The 16381-nt window shown below is 39.8% G+C and carries 17 protein-coding genes; 9 read left to right on the top strand and 8 right to left on the bottom strand.

Features of this window, described 5'->3' with window-relative positions; all coding sequences use genetic code 11:
* Positions 1–318: 318 nt before the first annotated feature.
* The 4 genes from ACHSBP_RS02315 to ACHSBP_RS02330 all read right to left on the bottom strand — a co-directional run bounded on the left by ACHSBP_RS02315 (position 319) and on the right by ACHSBP_RS02330 (position 3999).
* The gene (locus tag ACHSBP_RS02315; RefSeq protein WP_010559388.1) at positions 319–801 is read right to left on the bottom strand and encodes an MgtC/SapB family protein; all 483 of its coding nucleotides are present in this window, start codon (positions 799–801) and stop codon (positions 319–321) included.
* Between the two features lie 15 nt (positions 802–816).
* Positions 817–2145, bottom strand: a complete 1329-nt coding sequence (locus ACHSBP_RS02320) for a hemolysin family protein (RefSeq protein ID WP_010559387.1) — start codon at positions 2143–2145, stop codon at positions 817–819.
* Positions 2146–2417: 272 nt separating this feature from the next.
* Positions 2418–2972: a rhomboid family intramembrane serine protease gene (locus ACHSBP_RS02325; protein WP_010559386.1), complete on the bottom strand. Its 555-nt coding sequence runs from the start codon at positions 2970–2972 to the stop codon at positions 2418–2420.
* A 79-nt stretch (positions 2973–3051) separates the two neighbouring features.
* Positions 3052–3999, bottom strand: a complete 948-nt coding sequence (locus ACHSBP_RS02330) for an alpha/beta fold hydrolase (RefSeq protein WP_010559385.1) — start codon at positions 3997–3999, stop codon at positions 3052–3054.
* Between the two features lie 166 nt (positions 4000–4165).
* Here ACHSBP_RS02330 and ACHSBP_RS02335 point away from each other — a divergent pair, with 166 nt between their 5' ends.
* Positions 4166–5320, top strand: a complete 1155-nt coding sequence (locus ACHSBP_RS02335) for a murein transglycosylase domain-containing protein (protein WP_010559384.1) — start codon at positions 4166–4168, stop codon at positions 5318–5320.
* Here the strand turns inward: ACHSBP_RS02335 and ACHSBP_RS02340 are convergent.
* A complete protein-coding gene (locus tag ACHSBP_RS02340) occupies positions 5317–5946 on the bottom strand; it encodes a LysE family translocator (RefSeq protein ID WP_010559383.1) in 630 nt (209 codons plus the stop codon). The genes ACHSBP_RS02335 and ACHSBP_RS02340 overlap by 4 nt on opposite strands.
* A gap of 481 nt (positions 5947–6427) precedes the next feature.
* Between ACHSBP_RS02340 and ACHSBP_RS02345 the strand changes: the two genes are divergently transcribed.
* The 6 genes from ACHSBP_RS02345 to ACHSBP_RS02370 all read left to right on the top strand — a co-directional run bounded on the left by ACHSBP_RS02345 (position 6428) and on the right by ACHSBP_RS02370 (position 11610).
* Positions 6428–6655 carry a hypothetical protein gene (locus ACHSBP_RS02345; RefSeq protein ID WP_010559381.1) on the top strand — a complete coding sequence of 76 codons (228 nt, stop codon included), beginning with the start codon at positions 6428–6430 and terminating at the stop codon, positions 6653–6655.
* Between the two features lie 194 nt (positions 6656–6849).
* Positions 6850–7227, top strand: coding sequence for a hypothetical protein (locus ACHSBP_RS02350; RefSeq protein ID WP_010559380.1), 378 nt, complete (start codon positions 6850–6852; stop codon positions 7225–7227).
* Between the two features lie 237 nt (positions 7228–7464).
* Entirely contained in the window at positions 7465–7707 is a 243-nt protein-coding gene (locus ACHSBP_RS02355; RefSeq protein WP_395388052.1) for a hypothetical protein, read from the top strand.
* Between the two features lie 11 nt (positions 7708–7718).
* A complete protein-coding gene (locus tag ACHSBP_RS02360; protein ID WP_148665279.1) occupies positions 7719–8111 on the top strand; it encodes a hypothetical protein in 393 nt (130 codons plus the stop codon).
* A 230-nt stretch (positions 8112–8341) separates the two neighbouring features.
* Positions 8342–10486, top strand: coding sequence for an alkaline phosphatase family protein (locus ACHSBP_RS02365; protein WP_010559378.1), 2145 nt, complete (start codon positions 8342–8344; stop codon positions 10484–10486).
* 353 nt (positions 10487–10839) lie between these two features.
* Positions 10840–11610, top strand: coding sequence for a hypothetical protein (locus ACHSBP_RS02370; protein ID WP_021033020.1), 771 nt, complete (start codon positions 10840–10842; stop codon positions 11608–11610).
* Between the two features lie 32 nt (positions 11611–11642).
* Here the strand turns inward: ACHSBP_RS02370 and ACHSBP_RS02375 are convergent, their stop codons facing one another.
* The gene (locus ACHSBP_RS02375; protein ID WP_010559376.1) at positions 11643–12374 is read right to left on the bottom strand and encodes a glutathione peroxidase; all 732 of its coding nucleotides are present in this window, start codon (positions 12372–12374) and stop codon (positions 11643–11645) included.
* Positions 12375–12613: 239 nt separating this feature from the next.
* On the opposite strand from ACHSBP_RS02375, the gene ACHSBP_RS02380 reads away from it, so the two are divergent.
* Positions 12614–13582, top strand: coding sequence for a DUF4382 domain-containing protein (locus tag ACHSBP_RS02380; protein ID WP_395388053.1), 969 nt, complete (start codon positions 12614–12616; stop codon positions 13580–13582).
* On the opposite strand, the gene ACHSBP_RS02385 is transcribed toward ACHSBP_RS02380, so the two are convergent.
* Positions 13583–14275 (bottom strand): glutathione S-transferase family protein, encoded by a 693-nt coding sequence (locus ACHSBP_RS02385; RefSeq protein ID WP_395388054.1) that lies wholly within the window; start codon positions 14273–14275, stop codon positions 13583–13585.
* Between the two features lie 162 nt (positions 14276–14437).
* Here ACHSBP_RS02385 and ACHSBP_RS02390 point away from each other — a divergent pair, with 162 nt between their 5' ends.
* Positions 14438–15088 (top strand): hypothetical protein, encoded by a 651-nt coding sequence (locus ACHSBP_RS02390; protein ID WP_010559373.1) that lies wholly within the window; start codon positions 14438–14440, stop codon positions 15086–15088.
* Positions 15089–15192: 104 nt separating this feature from the next.
* Here the strand turns inward: ACHSBP_RS02390 and ACHSBP_RS02395 are convergent, their stop codons facing one another.
* On the bottom strand, positions 15193–16122 hold the full coding sequence (locus ACHSBP_RS02395; RefSeq protein ID WP_395388055.1) for a hypothetical protein: 930 nt from the start codon (positions 16120–16122) through the stop codon (positions 15193–15195).
* Positions 16123–16381: the final 259 nt, after the last annotated feature.

A 16381-nucleotide genomic window follows, 5' to 3' on the forward strand; every position in this document is an offset into this window, starting at 1 on the left:
CGAGCAAAGCTTCCGCGTCCTGCTCACGCCCCTTACCTACATCCATATAGGCAACAATGAGAAAAGTGCGCTCAAAAGAACCGTTCGGCAGCGCTTGATTGGCTTTTCTACTGTGTTATCGGCTGGCCCACATAGAATAACTATGCCACGCAGCCTCTGCCTTGTATAAAACCCAATCAAACTGCTGCAAAAACGAACTTGAAAGGTCAACAGACCCTAGGTGTTTTACAAAGGTAGATTGATTGTTTTGAACGTAATTCGTCACGTTGCTAAAAGTACAGATGTTTGCGCTTTAGCGAGTAAGTAGCGCTTGATGCGCTACTTATTGCGTTTTTTCCAACCATTAAAGCGTGCATGTACGCCACGAGTAAGTGAGGTAAAATAGTCTTCTAGCACGTCTACACCGTATAAAATAACGACCACTAAAATACTCAATTTAATTGCACCTAGTTCGCCCGAAATATCAATCGCAACACCTATTGCGGCGAGTACCCAAATAGTTGCAGCTGAGGTAACTCCAACCACAATACCGTCTTTGGCAAGCATAACGCCGGCACCTAAAAAGCCAACGCCAGTGACAACTTGTCCGATGATACGCGATGTATCAGTGACATCATTATTTAGTGAGTTTGACGCAGCAATAAACATGTAAGTACCAAGCACAATAAGGGCTGATGTTCGAATCCCCACAGGCTTGCCGCGCAGTTGACGTTCTAAGCCAATAATAAAGCCGCAACAAATTGCAGCGCCAACTTTTGTCCATTGAAATGGGCTTATTGATAAATAACTAATAATATCCAATTGTTATCCATGTTATTACGTATTCGCATCAGTTTGATGCTGTGGTTTAGGGTCAATTAATGTTTCATCGAGCAGACGAGTGATCAGCAGCTGATCAACTCGAATGCCATCGATATCTACTGCTTCAAATTTATAACCTGCATGAGTGACAAAATCTGCGCGCTTTGGAATGCGTTTCATCAAGTAAATAATAAACCCAGCTGTTGTTTCGTACTGATTTTCATCAGGGAATTCATCAATTTCAAGCAACTTCATTAAATCAACTATAGGCGTAGCACCATCTACAAGCCACGAATTTGCGTCGCGTTTAACAATTTGCTCTTCACCATCAAATTGCACTAAATCCCCCATAAAACAACTCATTAAATCCTTAATGGTGACAACACCAACAATTAGCGCGTATTCATTTACCACTACAGCAAATTGGGTCGATGCCGATTTAAACGCATTTAGCGCCTCTGATAGCGTTAAGGTTTCGGGTAAGTAAACAACCTCTTTAGTTAAAATATCGGGATTAAGGTGTGCTTTACCCGTTTCAAGAATTTGTTTAAGAATTACTTTAGATTCAATCGTGCCAACAAGCTTATCTAATTGGCCATCACATACTAAAAATTGATTGTGCGGATGCGCTAAAATCTTGCTGCAAATACTCTCGCTATCTTCGTTAATATCAAAAAAGACAATCGATTCACGCGTCGTCATAACCGTTGGCAAAGTGCGTGCTTCTAATTCAAACACGTTGCCAATTAAACGATACTCTTGCTGTTGCAATGAACCATCTTGTGCACCCGCTTCCATTACCGCCACAATGTCTTCCGTTGTAACGATTTCTTCTCGCTGGGTCGGTAGCTTAAAAATCCGCAGAACAATATTGCTAATACCATTAAATAAAATCACAAAAGGTGTTAGTGCAAGTGTTAACCAATTCATTAAGTTAACCACTCGTAACGCGACCGTTTCGGGCATAATCATGGCAATGCGTTTAGGCAATAGGTCAGCAAACAAAATAAACAGCGATGTAATAATCAAAAACGACAGTAAAAAGCTAATTTGTCCTGCTAAATCACCGGTATACACTAGGCTAACCAGCTCTGATGTGTAAGGTGTTAAGGTTTGCTCGCCAATTATCCCGCCAAGAATGGCAATCGCGTTTAACGCGATTTGGATCATCGCAAAAAATCCGCCGGGCTGTTCTTGCAACTTAAGCACTGCATTAGCATTTTTGCTGCCTTCGTCAGCCATAACACGTAACTTAATTTTACGGGCGGCAGCAATAGCTATCTCCGACATAGCGAACAACGCGCCGAACAGAATAAGCAAACTAATACCCAATAAATCACTCATTTCATTCTCCAAACTAGATGTGAGCATAATTGACCAATTCGCGTTACGAGTTAATTTTTGCACAGTCCGGTGGAGAAGCAGCAATCACGTATTAGTTGCTGCATTTTCACGCCTTGGGTGACGCTTTTAGTGCTTTCAGCAGTGTTTTTAGGCTTAAAAACATGCGAATTGGAATTTATCTGAAAGGTGATAAAAGCGCGCAATTATTATGCAAAATAAAGCGCGCTGCAATCTATTTTTTAATAATTAAATTTTCATTAAAAAACAAAGTTTTAAGGGCGTTTCTGCGGGGCGCTATTAAAAACTTTTCCCGCAATAAGTCCGGCAATAAAACCAAAGAAATGACTGCTCCAACTCACACCTGGAATAAATTGGGTAAGAGAGTAAATTACACCGGCGTATAAAAAACAGATGATAATGGCGAGGATCAGATTAAAAATATTCCGGCTAAATATGGCATTGCTTAGAATATACGCAATAAGGCCAAATACCATGGTACTTGCACCCGCGTGATATCCGTCAAAGGCAAACACCCATACTGCGCTACCCGCAACAATTGAAATAAATAAGTACACTAATAAAAAGCGCTTTAATCCTTGTTGTAATGTAATAAACGCAAGCACTGCGAGCGGAGCCGCGTTTGATAATAAATGTTGCCAGCTGTGATGGATCCACGGCGCAAAGATAATTCCTGCTAACCCGTTTAGCGTTCTGGGGTAGATACCTAGCCCTGATACCGCGCCTTGGCTAATGGCATTTACGAGTTGCACACTGAACAAAATAGCAAGTAGTGCAAAAATAATTCTTATAGGTTGCTTTATATGCATGATGCGTTTTATGCGTAGTTATGTACGTTGTTTGATTTGTAGTTACTCACTCTATCGTTTTCAATGGTATTGGCAACCACTAATTCTGAATGTTGGCTAAATGTTGCTTTGCCATTTGCTTTTTTAAATGACGCTTTTGCGCCTTTTGCACGTGTTTATATATCCACTTGGTTAATTTGGTCATTAATTGAGGGGGAAAGTCATGTCCCATGCCATTGATGGATTTCAGTTTTGAACGTTTAATTGCTTGCGCCGTTTGATAGCCCGCTTTAACAGGAATAACCGGGTCGTGCACACCGTGAATAACAAGTGTAGGCACTTTAATCGCAGCTAATAAGTGTTTTCGATTTTGGCTTGCCGCAATTGCTGCAAGTTGCCGTTTTATGCCATTGGGGTTAAGGCTACGCTCTACATTCTGTTTGGCTTGTTGATACAGCGCTTGCTCATGTTGCGGGAAATTAGGACTGCCTATCAGCTGATTTAACTTTACCGTGTAGTCTATAAATGCATCTTTACATACGCTTTTGGGTTGATGTTTAGCGAGTGTAAACAATACCTTTAAGCCTTGTTTAGAAAGGGGAATATTGTAAGACGAAGACATGATAGAGGTTAGGCTGAGCACTTTCTTTTTATGCTTAGCTGCAACAATTTGCCCAATCATGCCCCCCATGGATGCACCAATTATATGGGCTTTTTTAATTTTAAGTGCTTTCATCAGCCCAACCACATCGCATGCCATCTCATCAAGCGTATAGGGGGCTAAGGCCCCTTTGTTAAAGGGCTTTGTTAGCCAAATCTTTAGCAGATTAGGGTTGCCACATTGATCAAAATGACTTGAAAGCCCCACATCGCGATTATCAAATCGGATCACCCGCAGTCCTTTTTGTGCTAATCCGTAATAGAACGGGTCTGGCCAAACCGTCATTTGTGCACCTAAACCCATAATGAGAATAACTGCGGGGTGTGTTGGGTCGCCGTGGTCTTCATAGTGGAGGCGCACGCCATTTTTTAGTCGTACACTCGGCATAAGTTACCGCTAATTTGGCAATATAACTGTAAAGTAACAAAGCTAGTTTTCAGATAAATGACAACGCGATAGCACGCTAGGCGCTAGCAATTTGTTATGTTTTATATTGATTTTAAAGTGCTTTATTTTACACTAACCTTAAGTTTACGAAGGCGTAGGTTAGGGCATGCAACACAGATTACTATTAATTGGGTTGTTATTAAGTGTTGCAAGTTGTAAATCGACCGTCGATGTAAAATCGCCCAGAGCACTGGAAAAACTCTCTAAGCAAATTGAGCAAAACCCCCATGATATTGTTGCCATCGCCAAAGGTGTTGAGCAATCAAAAGCCGCTATCAAAACCGATACGCGCCGAATAAAGCAACTTTTTGATGAGCTAGATTCCGTCATTAAACGTATTTGGGGCAATAAACACAGTTCGCTGCCAAGTAACAAACGCTATGTAAAGTATTCAAACAATTATCAAGCGCGCGCCATTGTCGATTTTGAAAAAGGCACAGTAAAGGTAGAAACCATTGCTACAAAAAAGGTAGCTTTAAAACTGGCACAGGCAGTGTTTGAAACATTACTTACAACCGATGATCCGTCAACGACCGATATATTTTCAAGTAATGCCCCCAACCTAAGTGGTGAGCCATTTTTGTATCCGCAAGTTCGCGACCATGACGGAGAATTAGTGCGCTTTGAGTGGCGCGCTAGGCGTTACGCAAATTATCTTGTGGATCACTATACAAAGGTAGAGCACGACGATAACCGTCAGTTTAGTTCTGTGAGCTTTAAGCTCGTTAACGAACATCAGCATTTGCGTCATTTAAAGTACAGCAATGCGGTGTTAGCTGCAGCCAAACGTTATAATATTGATGCTGCGCTCATTTATGCGGTGATTGAAACTGAGAGCGCGTTTAATCCGTACGCGGTAAGTCGCTCTAATGCGTATGGTTTAATGCAAATAATGCCTGCAACTGCAGGGCGAGATGTATTCAAACTTGAAAAAGGAAAAACTGGGCAGCCAAGCAAAGCACAGCTTATGCAGCCAAACTATAATATTGATATTGGCACCGCTTACTTAAAGATTTTAAACACCCGTTACCTAAAAGGTGTTGCGAATAAAAAAAGTCGAGAATATACGGTTATTTCAGCCTATAACGGTGGTGCGGGCAATGTGTTAAAAACCTATCACAGCAATCGCGATACCGCGGTTAAACTGATTAATCGACAAAGCCCAGGTGCGGTGTATCAACGTTTGCGCCATCACCACCCTCGTCAAGAGTCCCGCAGATACCTAGAGAAAGTCACAAACGCAAAACAGAAATATCACTAACCGCGGTTTGATAATGATAATAAGGTGCCTGCGCTGATAAACACAGAGCCGGTTAATCTGTTAAAAAGACGCATTCTGTTATTGCGATACAACCAATTTGACGATTTAACCCCGAGCACTACGTAAAACATTAACCAGCTTAATTCTAACAATATAAAGGTAATGGCGAAGATACTGTACTGACTAAGCAAAGAGCCATTTGGATTGATGAATTGTGGAAACAAGGCAGTGAAAAAGACAATTGCTTTAGGGTTACTGGCACCGACAATAAAGCCTTGAAAAAAGTTATCTGTTAGTAACCGTTTGTTTGATGAATTGACTTCTACTTTTGCTAAATTATCCGCTTTTGAGCGAAACGACTGAACTCCCAAATACACCAAATATGCAGCGCCTAAATATTTTACTAATGTAAACGCAAGCTCCGATGTTGCGATAAGCACGCCTAATCCGGTAAATGAAAGCGTAAGAATAAGAGTAATAGCAATTAAACTGCCAAGTGCAGCAATAAAACCGCCGAGCGTGCCGGAACTTACCGCGCGTGTCATACAAAATAACGCGCTTGGCCCCGGTGATGCGGTTAGCACTAACACTGATAAAAAGTACATAACCCAGGTATTTATATCCATTGTTATTCCTAAGCGGTTTTTGCTTAAGTTAACAGGTAATTTGTAGTGCGGTAATTAAAAACTTTGCAGTATTTAAATTTTTCAACTTTAACAATTTGAATTATTTAAAAACGGCCTTATTAAAAGAATATGGATAAACGTAGCGTACACATAATAAAAACACTCTTACTGCTGTTAGTTGTAATATCAGCGTTGCTACCATTTAATCTAACCCGCACGTTAATCTCACAGCCTCAACCAGCGATGAATGCAGCCGCGTCAAAGTTGGTTTCATCCAATAAATACATTCGTAAAAACACAGCTTATACTTTCACTACCAAACTTCAGTTTAAAAGCTTGTTGCAATTTGTTGCCACAGGTTACGATTATGTGCCCCCTTTCATTAGCTTTTTAAAGCGCGATACCTACCTGTTTAACAAATCTTATAGCCATATATAACGCGCCCCTTGTTAATAAACGTAAATATTAAAAAGGAAACGTTATGACACAAGCAATCACACTTTTTGTGCTGGTTTTTGTTTGGGCATTTTTACTGTTTTTGTTTTGGAAAATGGTTGGTTGGGCGAAAAAGCGCAAAACCGGCGCGTATGTTCTTGGGGCATTAGTTCACATGGTGTTACCTGACCCAAAAATTGAGCAAACCATTGCCATTGTAAAACAGCAAAAAGAACAAAAAGCCGAAGCAAGTGACGAGCAAAACGAGAAATAAATTAAGCCAGCATTTGCTGGCTTTTTTGCGTAAACACGAAATTACTGTTCGTTAAGGCTCTAACACGTTTTAAAAACTCTGTTTGCCTACACAATTTAATGTTCGTTTTTACAATGCATAAGCGCTATTCTTGTATAAAGAGTGTGAAGTTAATAACTTACTTAAAGTAATAAAAAGTAGCTGTTGTTAAAACTATGATTGAACCTGTTTATAGCGTGTCACTTAAACATAATCTTGTGGTTGTTAAGATTGCAGGAAACTGGGATATTCAAGCTGATATTGGTTATTTAACCTTGCTTGATGAAACCATTTCGCGGGTTAGAAATACTCCTTGGGCGCTCTTTGCCGATTTACGTGGATGGCGAGTGTCTGAAGACGTTAGTAACTATAAACATAACAAAACGATTCAACTTACAAGAAATAATCAAATAGCGGAGTGTTGGCTGGTTGATAGCGAAGAACAAGGTCAACATATTCAACATCACATTGAAAATGCACACGTCCCGTTCATTAAAGTCACTAGTTTGCAACAAGCAGAAAACTGGCTTTTGCAGTATGGCTGCAAAGTTTAATTTATTCAGCAAATTTAGCCACGGTTAAACGGCTTTGAGTGTATTTTTAACTCAATATATGCCGCTTTTTTGAAAGTCGATTTTCCATGACGTTGATTATGTGCTTTTGAAAAACTTGCTTACTTAATACTTTTCTACATATCACTTTATTTTGTGTACAGTAACTTAATCTCTAATTGCGCGGTTACTTTTACAAAGAATGTTAAAGACAAATTTACCAAATAAGGCAATACGCTAATGTATACCGAACGGCGCACGCGCTGGTTTTTTCGTGTGTTTAGTATCGCAACTGCACTGGGGCTGATAACCATGTTAGATGGTGATTATTCCTATCGCGTTCAGGGTAACGAAGTCATAGTCAATGCGACTGATCAGCCTTTTAAATTTTACACAAGCGTTATTGTTGACGCGTCTTTGTATGTTATTTCAACGTGGATAGGGTTTTTTAGTAAAGATAGACCTACTATTGGAAAGCGCTAATGGGTTATTACATGCTTTTTGTTAGTGTGGTGTGTTTATCTGTCGCTATTTGGCTACTTATAACGCGCTTACGCTTTCGTAAAAACGCAAGTATTTATCAAGGTAGCGTAATTGATTTGGTAACCATAAATCATGATGGCATATCTAGCGGTGGGCGCAATAAACATTTGTTAATTGAATACTTTGATAATCACGAAAGAAAAGAATTCTTATGTGAAGATGCCGTCATTGCAGCTTTCTATCATATCAACGATAACGTTGAAGTACTGGTAGGTGGTGAAGGCAAGCATCAACGTGTGCGCATCAATAATGTATTTTCCCTTGCTGTACCTTCTATCGTACTCACTATTATTGGCTTAGGCAGCTTACTTGGCGCAAATTCAATTTTTGGTTGGTGGAGATGAAGTTTAAAGGTTGTGCCGCTATTGCTTTTATCGTTGGGGTTTAAAACCATTCCTTAGTAGCCAGTTAAATGGAGCTTGGATTTAATTTACAAATTCTCATTACGCTTTGATGTATTTTTAATCAAATTGTTACTGCTTTGTCACTTCAAAATCACTTAATAGTAATACGTTAGCTTTAAAGTTTTTATTGGTCTAGACCAAGTTAAAAATCCAATCTAACAGGAATTATTATGAAAAAAAACATGTCGTGCAGTTACCCAATAAAGCAAATCGCTAAAGTGTCGTTGTTGCTTGCTGGTGTGGCAATGTCCACTTCTGTCTTAGCAAAAACACATTCATTGCTGATAGCCGTTGATGGCTTGCGTGGCGACGGTATTGAAAATGCGCATACTCCTAATCTTGATAACTTGATTAGTGGTAATTGGGCGAATGGCTATAACACCGCATTTGCACATTATGCGCAAACAATGAAGGACGCAGCGCCAAACAGTGGCCCTAATCACGTGGGTATTATGACGGGGGTTACATCAAATAAAAGTGGTGTTACAGGCAATAGTGACGTGGCGGGGGGCAATTATGCAGCGCACCCTCATTATTTGACCTTATTAGAGCAAGCAAACCCATCACTAAACACTGCCTATTTGGTGACATGGAGCACCGATATGCAAATTGCCAATAGCGCAGATGTAAAAATAGATGCAGATGATGCAACGAATACACAAAATGCGGTTGATATCATTAATGGCACCTTTACAGCGTCAAATTGGCAGCACGGGACTGATGTCGATGCATTATTTCTGTTTCTTGATGACGTAGATGGTGCAGGGCATGCATGTTGTTTTGCGGCGTCAGATAACGGTTATATAAATGAAATAAACGATGTTGATAGTCAAATTGGTCGCATCTTGGCTGCCATTAAAAATCGTCCTAACTTTGACAGTGAAGATTGGCAAATTGTTCTGACATCTGATCACGGTGGACGTGGTTCATCGCACGGTATTCATGCAGCAGATAACTATACTATTCCATTTTTAGTGTCATCTAAAACCGCTAAACAAGGCTATTTAGCGGGTGTTCCTCATAATTATGATGCAGCGCCTACAGTACTTGCCCATCATGGTTTAGCTGTGCTGGCAAATATGGATGGTGTTGTGCAGGGTAACTTAGTGCGTGTTGTTAACGATAATGGCATCAAGCAAGACCTTAAAACCTATTTACCATTTGATGGCAACTATCTTGATGCATCAGGCAATGCGCTTCACGCTCAAGTAGGCGGGGGCACGCCAAATTTGCAAGCGGGTGGTAAGTTTGGTCAATATGTAAAGCTTAACGACGACAAAGAATACCTGACATTAGGTAAACCAACAGAATTGAATTTTGGCACAGATACAAACTTTACCTTGATGACATGGTTTAGAGTAAGTGGCGACCAAGCTGGTGATCCCGTGATTGTTGGTAATAAAAACTGGGCAAGTGGGGCTAATCGCGGCACATTATTACTTGCTAACGAAGGCAATGGCGATGACTTTGGCATTAATTTAGCGTCATCAGGTGCCGACAGAAAAGACATCGATCCAATCGATTACAGCTTTAATGGCTGGTGGTTACTGGTTGCAACGTTTGACCGTAATGGTGTTGCCACTATGTACGCAGGAAGTCCAACGGGTGAGCTTAATATTATCGCTGGTGATATTGCTAATGTGGGTGACATTAACTCAGAGCTTAACTGGAATATTGGGCAAGATGGTACCGGTAATTATACTTATAATTTAAAAGCCGATTTGGATGATTTTGCCGTGTGGCACCGTGCGCTGAGCCTTGATGAAGTGCGCACTATTTATAACAAAGGGCAAGGTACTGAATTAAACACTTTACTTAACAATGTGCAAAATCGCTATTTAACCCAGCAATCAAACATTCAAGTTGGTCAAGATGTGTCTTTGGTGATCACAACCGAAGTTAACGGCGAAACGTGTGGTTTGGAATGGGATAACAGCCGCTTTTTTAATGAGCGTAACGCGAAATGGGATTGTACCGGCAATGCCGATCCAATGACGTTTACAGTTACGGGCATCACTAATGATGGCAACAAATTAATTGCAGATGGTTATTTAGTCGCCAATGGTAATAAAGGCGCGTTTGAATGGGACTCGTCTAAGCATGCTAATGAACGCAATGCAAAGTTTGATGAAAATTCATCGGGTGACTTAATCTCAATTTGGCTGGTGAATGACAGTAATCAAACACGTATTGTCACCGAAGCAAGCGGCCAAATATGTGGCTTGGAGTGGGATGCATCTAAACTCAGTAATGAGCGAAATGCCAAGTGGGATTGCACACCAAATATGGACACATTTCGTATTGAACTACTCTAGCGCGTGTTGTTATTTACGGTTTGAATTCTGTCCAAATCCAAATAGTTTTAATCGCGGCGCTGCTTTGTAGGCTTTGTGGTCTAGGTAAAAAAGCGACAACAAAGCGCTGCAGAAATAGACAGTAGGGGTTAACACGCTCTAGTTAACACTAACCCATTATCTCTTTGGTGGTGGGTTATGTCTTTTATCTCTTTACTTTAATACGCGCTATTGATGTTGTAAGCCGTGATGTAGTCATCGATTTACAAGGTGTTTTAATACGGCTGCTGATTACGTTTATTTACACAATGGTTTGAATTAGAAAAGAAAATCACCGTATCATTGGCACATATTTTATTTAAAAGGACTTTCTTTTGAACAAGCTGATTGTCATAAGTACGGTGGTATCAAGTATTGTGCTTGCAGGGTGTGAATCGACGCCTGAAGTGAAACCGCGCATGGCGCGATTTGATAGCCCCGAAGTTAATAGCCAACCTTTCCATTTTAACATTACCGCAGGCTCCGATAGCTCAAACCAAATCGCCATAAATAAAAATAAAAAGAGCGAACGAGATAATACGCTGCGTTTCTCAGCGGCGATGACACTAGGTAAAGGTTTTGAGGCACGTTTTGTTGATAACGGTGAAAATCAAGTTAGCTTAAAATACCAAATGTTAGGCGCACCGCTTGAGCAGAAGAAAACGGGCAACCTGTCGTTAGCTGGCAGCCTTGGTTATATTTGGGCTAAGCGCAGCGAAAGCCCTACAAAGCAATATAATGATTGGTCAATGGAACAAAAAAGTTATGATTTGTCCTTGATTGCAGGATATCGCTTGAATCGTCAAGCCATATTGTACGGTAGTGTGTTTTATCAAAATGGTGATGTAGATGGTAAATATTATCTATTCGAACACTATGATGTGGAGCAAAATGTAACCATTAATGAAGGCTGTGGCTGGAACAAAACGTGTGTAGCGTCTTATTTCTCAGACAAAGGTAATGCGTATGGTTTGAGTTTGGCTTTAGAGTATGAAGTGTTAACTTGGCTTGCAGTCACCGGAGAAGTTGTGCATCACCGTGCCGAATGGTTTGAACGTACTAATAATGAGACGGGTGCTCATTTCAATGTAGAGTTTAGATTTTAAAAAGGCTGCAGATACAGCCTTTCTATATATGGTTAGTCCTGAAAGTAGCTTTCTAAATCGTCTGAGCCACCAATGTGCTTACCACCAATAAAGACTTGTGGCACGGTTTCTCGCCCTGACATAGCTTTTAAGCTTGTTAAGGTTGCGTCTTTGCCCAGAACAATCTCTTCATAATTAAAGCCATGCTTATCGAGTAATCGTTTTGCATTTTGGCAATATGGGCAGTTCGGTTTCGTAAATAATGCAACAGGCTTTGGTTTAACCGCATTAGGGTTAATGTAATCAAGCATGGTATCGGCGTCTGATACTTCAAACGGGTCGCCGTCTACCTCTGGTTCAATAAACATTTTTTCAATTACGCCATCTTTTACCAGCATTGAGTAGCGCCAACTGCGCTTGCCAAAGCCAATCGCGCTTTTGTCAACAAGCATACCCATGCCGTGGGTAAATTCACCTGTACCATCTGGAATTAAGCGAATATTGTCAGCTTCTTGGTCATTTGCCCATGCTGACATAACAAAGCTATCGTTAACCGATACACATAAAATATCGTCTACGCCATTAGCTTTAAAGGTATTGGCAAGTTCGTTAAAGCGTGGCAAATGGGTTGATGAACAGGTTGGTGTAAATGCACCCGGTAGTGAAAATACCACCACTGTTTTGCCTTTAAATAAGTCATCTGTTGTTACTGTTTGCCATTCGTTGTTAGCAAAAATTGGTAAAGTGACTTGTGGTACTGATTGTCCCGAAATATCTTTCAACATGGTACGCCCTTCTATATATCTGTATTTTTTAACTGGGTTTAGTATGCCAATTAACTAATCTAAGCTCTAATGGATTAAATGGGTGTAATTAATCTATTTAATCGATTGTGCAAGGTTAGTTAAATTTTCCTCATGCTATTTGATTGTTTTTAATGAACACCGCGAAACTCATACAATGTACGTATCTATGAGCCTTATGCAATCTACTATAATGGTGTAGTGCGAACAAAGGGTCCATTATGAAAATTTATTTCGTATTACTTTTATCTATGTTAATTACCGCGTGCGGTGGCAGTTCATCTAACGATGATGATGTAACGGTACCGCCAGTAACCGGCGAACAACAAGCAAAGTTTTCGCTTGGCGTAAGTGATGCACCGGTAGATGATGCAATTGCAGTGGTAATTGAAATAGAGACAATTAAAATTTTAGCGCTTGATGACGCAGGTGAAGTGTCAGAAGAAACGTTAGTTGAAGAGTTTGTTTTAGAAGATGGAACAAGTGTTCAGTCAATCGTTATTAATTTGCTTGAATACCAAGGTGCAGGTCAAAAGAAGATCATCGATGAACTTGCTGGAATTACCTTAGATCAAGGTAACTACAAATTAGAATTAGTAATTGTAGATACAAGCTCTTACGTAGAGCTTGATAATGATGCGAATTTATACGCAATTAAAGTGCCTAGCTCGCGTTTGCGTTTAGGTGAATTTGCAGTTGATGCAACACTTGAACAACAAGGTGACACACCTGCGTATACCATAGAATTTGATTTAAGAAGTTCGCTTGTGCAGCGTGGTAACGATCCATCGAAAAACGGTTTTATTTTAAAACCACACGGTATTAAGGTGGTAAGTAATGCAGGCGGAGTAAGTGGTACTATTTCAGCTGAAAATTTAAACTTAGGGCCGTGTACTGTGTATCTATATTCAGGTGATGCCACTGAGTTAGGTGATTTGTTTGATGCTGAAGATGAAAGCTTTACTGGTGAAGCACCAACGGCATCTGCGCCACTTGCTAGCGTGAATGCCAGTGTTGCCGGTGAATTTGAATTTGGTTTTGTTGAAGCTGGTGATTATGTTGTAGCGCTTCGCTGTAACGACTTAGTTGATGACAACATTCAATTTGATGGCTTAACCATTCCATCACCAGAGGGACAAAGTACATCTGTTATTGTGACCTCAGGTAATGTAAGCGACGTTAATTTTTAACTAAACACCACATGATTCATAACAGCGATTGATGTAAGCCACTAAATTAGGCTTTTGTTCAATCGCTGCTTTTATTGGTGTTTCAAGTTTTCCATTTAATAGGTTGGTTAATGTTGCATAGGCAGCGCAGTCATATTGAGTCATATAATCAGATACAAAATAAGGTTTTTCTCCCAGTAAGTTAGCCAAATGCGTTACTGCTTCAATTGCAAAATCATATATTTGCGTTGTTGAATGTCGCCCAAGCCCTTGCGCATAAATGCTTTTAATTAGGTTCTTTCTTACTAAATTTGGTACAAAGAGTTTGAGAACTCTGGGCATTTCTGAAAATAACTCGGCTTTAGTTGTCGGCCAAAAAGCGTCATCAACCCAGCGGCTATAAACTAAGCACCAATACAGTTTTTCTTCAATTAACTCTTTAATCAAATAACCAAGTGCATGCTGCTCGTTGCTTAGTGAAGCATCAAGTTGCGCTGTTTGATCTAATTGCGCGAGAATAATATTTGAATCGGCGACTAATTCGTTGTTGATCAATGCCACGGGGAACTTCTTTTTTGGCATTTTTTCTGAATCAATACGATATTTCACGTGGTATTCTATTTTGGCCAATTTGCAGTAGGCTTCAAGCTTAAGCGCAAATGGGCTTGCGTTGGTAAGGCCAAAAGCGGGTGGAAATTCGTAGAGTGTTATCATAATTACTGTCCTTGTCCTTGTCGTTTTTGTTAATAATAACGATTTGTTTGTCAGGGAGTGTCAGTAGTGATGTTTATGTGTATTTAATGACCAGACTAACTGATAACGCTTCAAAAATCTCTAAAACCATGATTGAATTAAGCAAAAAAGCAAACACTACTTATGTCTGACATTATTTTACTGATTGAAAATAACGCACAAATTGCCTTAAGCCTGATTATTGTGCTGATTTTTATTATTCTTTTTAAACAGCATCAACAAAAGGAGAATGCGGTTACGGATAATATAACAGGGCACGCACACCTAAAATTATTCGAAATAACGGCTAACCAACTTCTGGTATTTCAAACGTTATTGGGCGAAATGATTTTTCGTCATAAATCTGAAATCGCTGAAAAGTTAGATGCAGCATCGAAAGCCTTTTTAGAAGATACAAATGCAGCGGTAGAGCTAAATAATCCAAATAAAGAGCTTCAGTTAAAAAAAGACTTTCAAGTGCTTATCAGCAATACTCGGCAAACGGTGCAAGATGATCAATTAAAAATAAGCTTGGCGGTAAAACAAATCGAAATGCTGGCGTCAAATGATCTCGCTTTGTGTGTGCTTAATATTCAAAGTAAAGTGGGTGCGATGTTGTTGCATACGGATGCATACTTAAATCATTTATCGAACATTGCTGAAAGCCCGTTTGATTCGCGTTTGCAAACAAAGTTAGCGCTAAGTAATGACGACCAAACTGTACTTTTAGCATTAATTGATGAATTGAATGCACAGTTTAAGCTAGAGAAAAAACGTCTGCTAGCGAGTAAGTAAGGGGTATAGGGCTGCCATGTGCTTTGTAAACGACGTAATTTAAATAACTCGAAAAAACACATGGGCCCGCACTAAGTCGTACATTAAAAGTTTAAAGTAAAGACTTAAACCACAAGGTCAATTTGTTGTAATAAACCGACTTGCCCGCTGTTACTTAAATAAAATCCCGACTGACGGACTGCACCTTTAAGTTCACCGTTGTTACGAATATTAAGCGGTGTTTGGGCGTGTTGTAGCCCTATGGCACCAATATTTGCTTCATTTAGTGATATAAGTCGGTCTTCATTTTCATTTTTAACCCATACGTGTAGCGACTGAAAAATACTGTCGTTTTCATCAATAAAGCCGTTCCCGTCTTCATCGTATTGGCTAAGGTCGTTAAAGCCGTTACCACTTAGTGCACCAAAAAGCTCGTTACCATTATCAATTTTGCCATTGTTGTTTCGATCAAGTGCTAAATAGCCAAACCCTTTGTCAAGATGTGCAATTTTATCTTGTTCACCATCAGCGTCGATATCAAATCCGTGTTCACGAGCGCTTAAAGACACCGGCTTATTGGTAAAACTAATCACAAGTGGATCTTTCATATTTATGGTTTCAATTGTCCGTTGATACTCGGTGTGAGTTTGCTCAAACGCCAACTTGAACTCAAACCTGATCTCACGACCACTTTCAAGCTTGAGCTCTCCTGCCAGTTTTAGGTCGTTACTTTGATGTTCATGGTTAAGTCGTTCAACGATAACTTCGAGAGGGCCGTCTGGTTGACTCGTGTTTGCGTCTACTGGTTGGCTTGTGTCGGGCTGCTTCATTTCGTTTTTGTCAAACCAATCAATTTCTTTACCGGTAAGCTCTTGAATAAGTAATTTTAGAATATGAATTTTTGCATCGTCTTCGAGTGAAATATCCTCTAAAGAATGTTCTACCTTTTGCACACTTGGTTCGCTCGGTGGAGTGATTGGAGTTTCTCGCCGCTCTGATACAAATTCACCGACATAGGTGTTTTCAAGTTTTACATTTGCGCTTTCAATTTTCATGTGTCATCCAATTACAATTATCCGTAACTTATCATCGGCATAAAAAATTTAAAGTTGAGTGTTTTTTATTCTATTTTCCACTTTGTTACTTGGGTAATTTGCTAAATGCTTATAGGGTTGAACATAAATTTGTTGACTATCGTTAAGATGTCGAAATATTTCTATTGATAGGTTAATTTTTGGAAATCACGCTTTTTTAGCGCGTTATAGTTATATTTTGAAGCTGTAAATCGGGTGGATCGTATAAAAAGTTAAGAAT

Source organism: Pseudoalteromonas sp. XMcav1-K (genome assembly GCF_044005875.1).
Taxonomy (GTDB): Bacteria; Pseudomonadota; Gammaproteobacteria; order Enterobacterales; family Alteromonadaceae; genus Pseudoalteromonas; species Pseudoalteromonas spongiae.

Bases quoted from the DNA above. Each gene is read 5' to 3' on its own strand.
- ACHSBP_RS02320 (WP_010559387.1), bottom strand. From the start codon at position 2,145: ATGAGTGATTTATTGGGTATTAGTTTGCTTATTCTGTTCGGCGCGTTG.
- ACHSBP_RS02325 (WP_010559386.1), bottom strand. From the start codon at position 2,972: ATGCATATAAAGCAACCTATAAGAATTATTTTTGCACTACTTGCTATT.
- ACHSBP_RS02330 (WP_010559385.1), bottom strand. From the start codon at position 3,999: ATGCCGAGTGTACGACTAAAAAATGGCGTGCGCCTCCACTATGAAGAC.
- ACHSBP_RS02335 (WP_010559384.1), top strand. From the start codon at position 4,166: ATGCAACACAGATTACTATTAATTGGGTTGTTATTAAGTGTTGCAAGT.
- ACHSBP_RS02340 (WP_010559383.1), bottom strand. From the start codon at position 5,946: ATGGATATAAATACCTGGGTTATGTACTTTTTATCAGTGTTAGTGCTA.
- ACHSBP_RS02345 (WP_010559381.1), top strand. From the start codon at position 6,428: ATGACACAAGCAATCACACTTTTTGTGCTGGTTTTTGTTTGGGCATTT.
- ACHSBP_RS02350 (WP_010559380.1), top strand. From the start codon at position 6,850: ATGATTGAACCTGTTTATAGCGTGTCACTTAAACATAATCTTGTGGTT.
- ACHSBP_RS02355 (WP_395388052.1), top strand. From the start codon at position 7,465: ATGTATACCGAACGGCGCACGCGCTGGTTTTTTCGTGTGTTTAGTATC.
- ACHSBP_RS02360 (WP_148665279.1), top strand. From the start codon at position 7,719: ATGCTTTTTGTTAGTGTGGTGTGTTTATCTGTCGCTATTTGGCTACTT.
- ACHSBP_RS02365 (WP_010559378.1), top strand. From the start codon at position 8,342: ATGAAAAAAAACATGTCGTGCAGTTACCCAATAAAGCAAATCGCTAAA.
- ACHSBP_RS02375 (WP_010559376.1), bottom strand. From the start codon at position 12,374: ATGTTGAAAGATATTTCGGGACAATCAGTACCACAAGTCACTTTACCA.
- ACHSBP_RS02380 (WP_395388053.1), top strand. From the start codon at position 12,614: ATGAAAATTTATTTCGTATTACTTTTATCTATGTTAATTACCGCGTGC.
- ACHSBP_RS02385 (WP_395388054.1), bottom strand. From the start codon at position 14,275: ATGATAACACTCTACGAATTTCCACCCGCTTTTGGCCTTACCAACGCA.
- ACHSBP_RS02390 (WP_010559373.1), top strand. From the start codon at position 14,438: ATGTCTGACATTATTTTACTGATTGAAAATAACGCACAAATTGCCTTA.
- ACHSBP_RS02395 (WP_395388055.1), bottom strand. From the start codon at position 16,122: ATGAAAATTGAAAGCGCAAATGTAAAACTTGAAAACACCTATGTCGGT.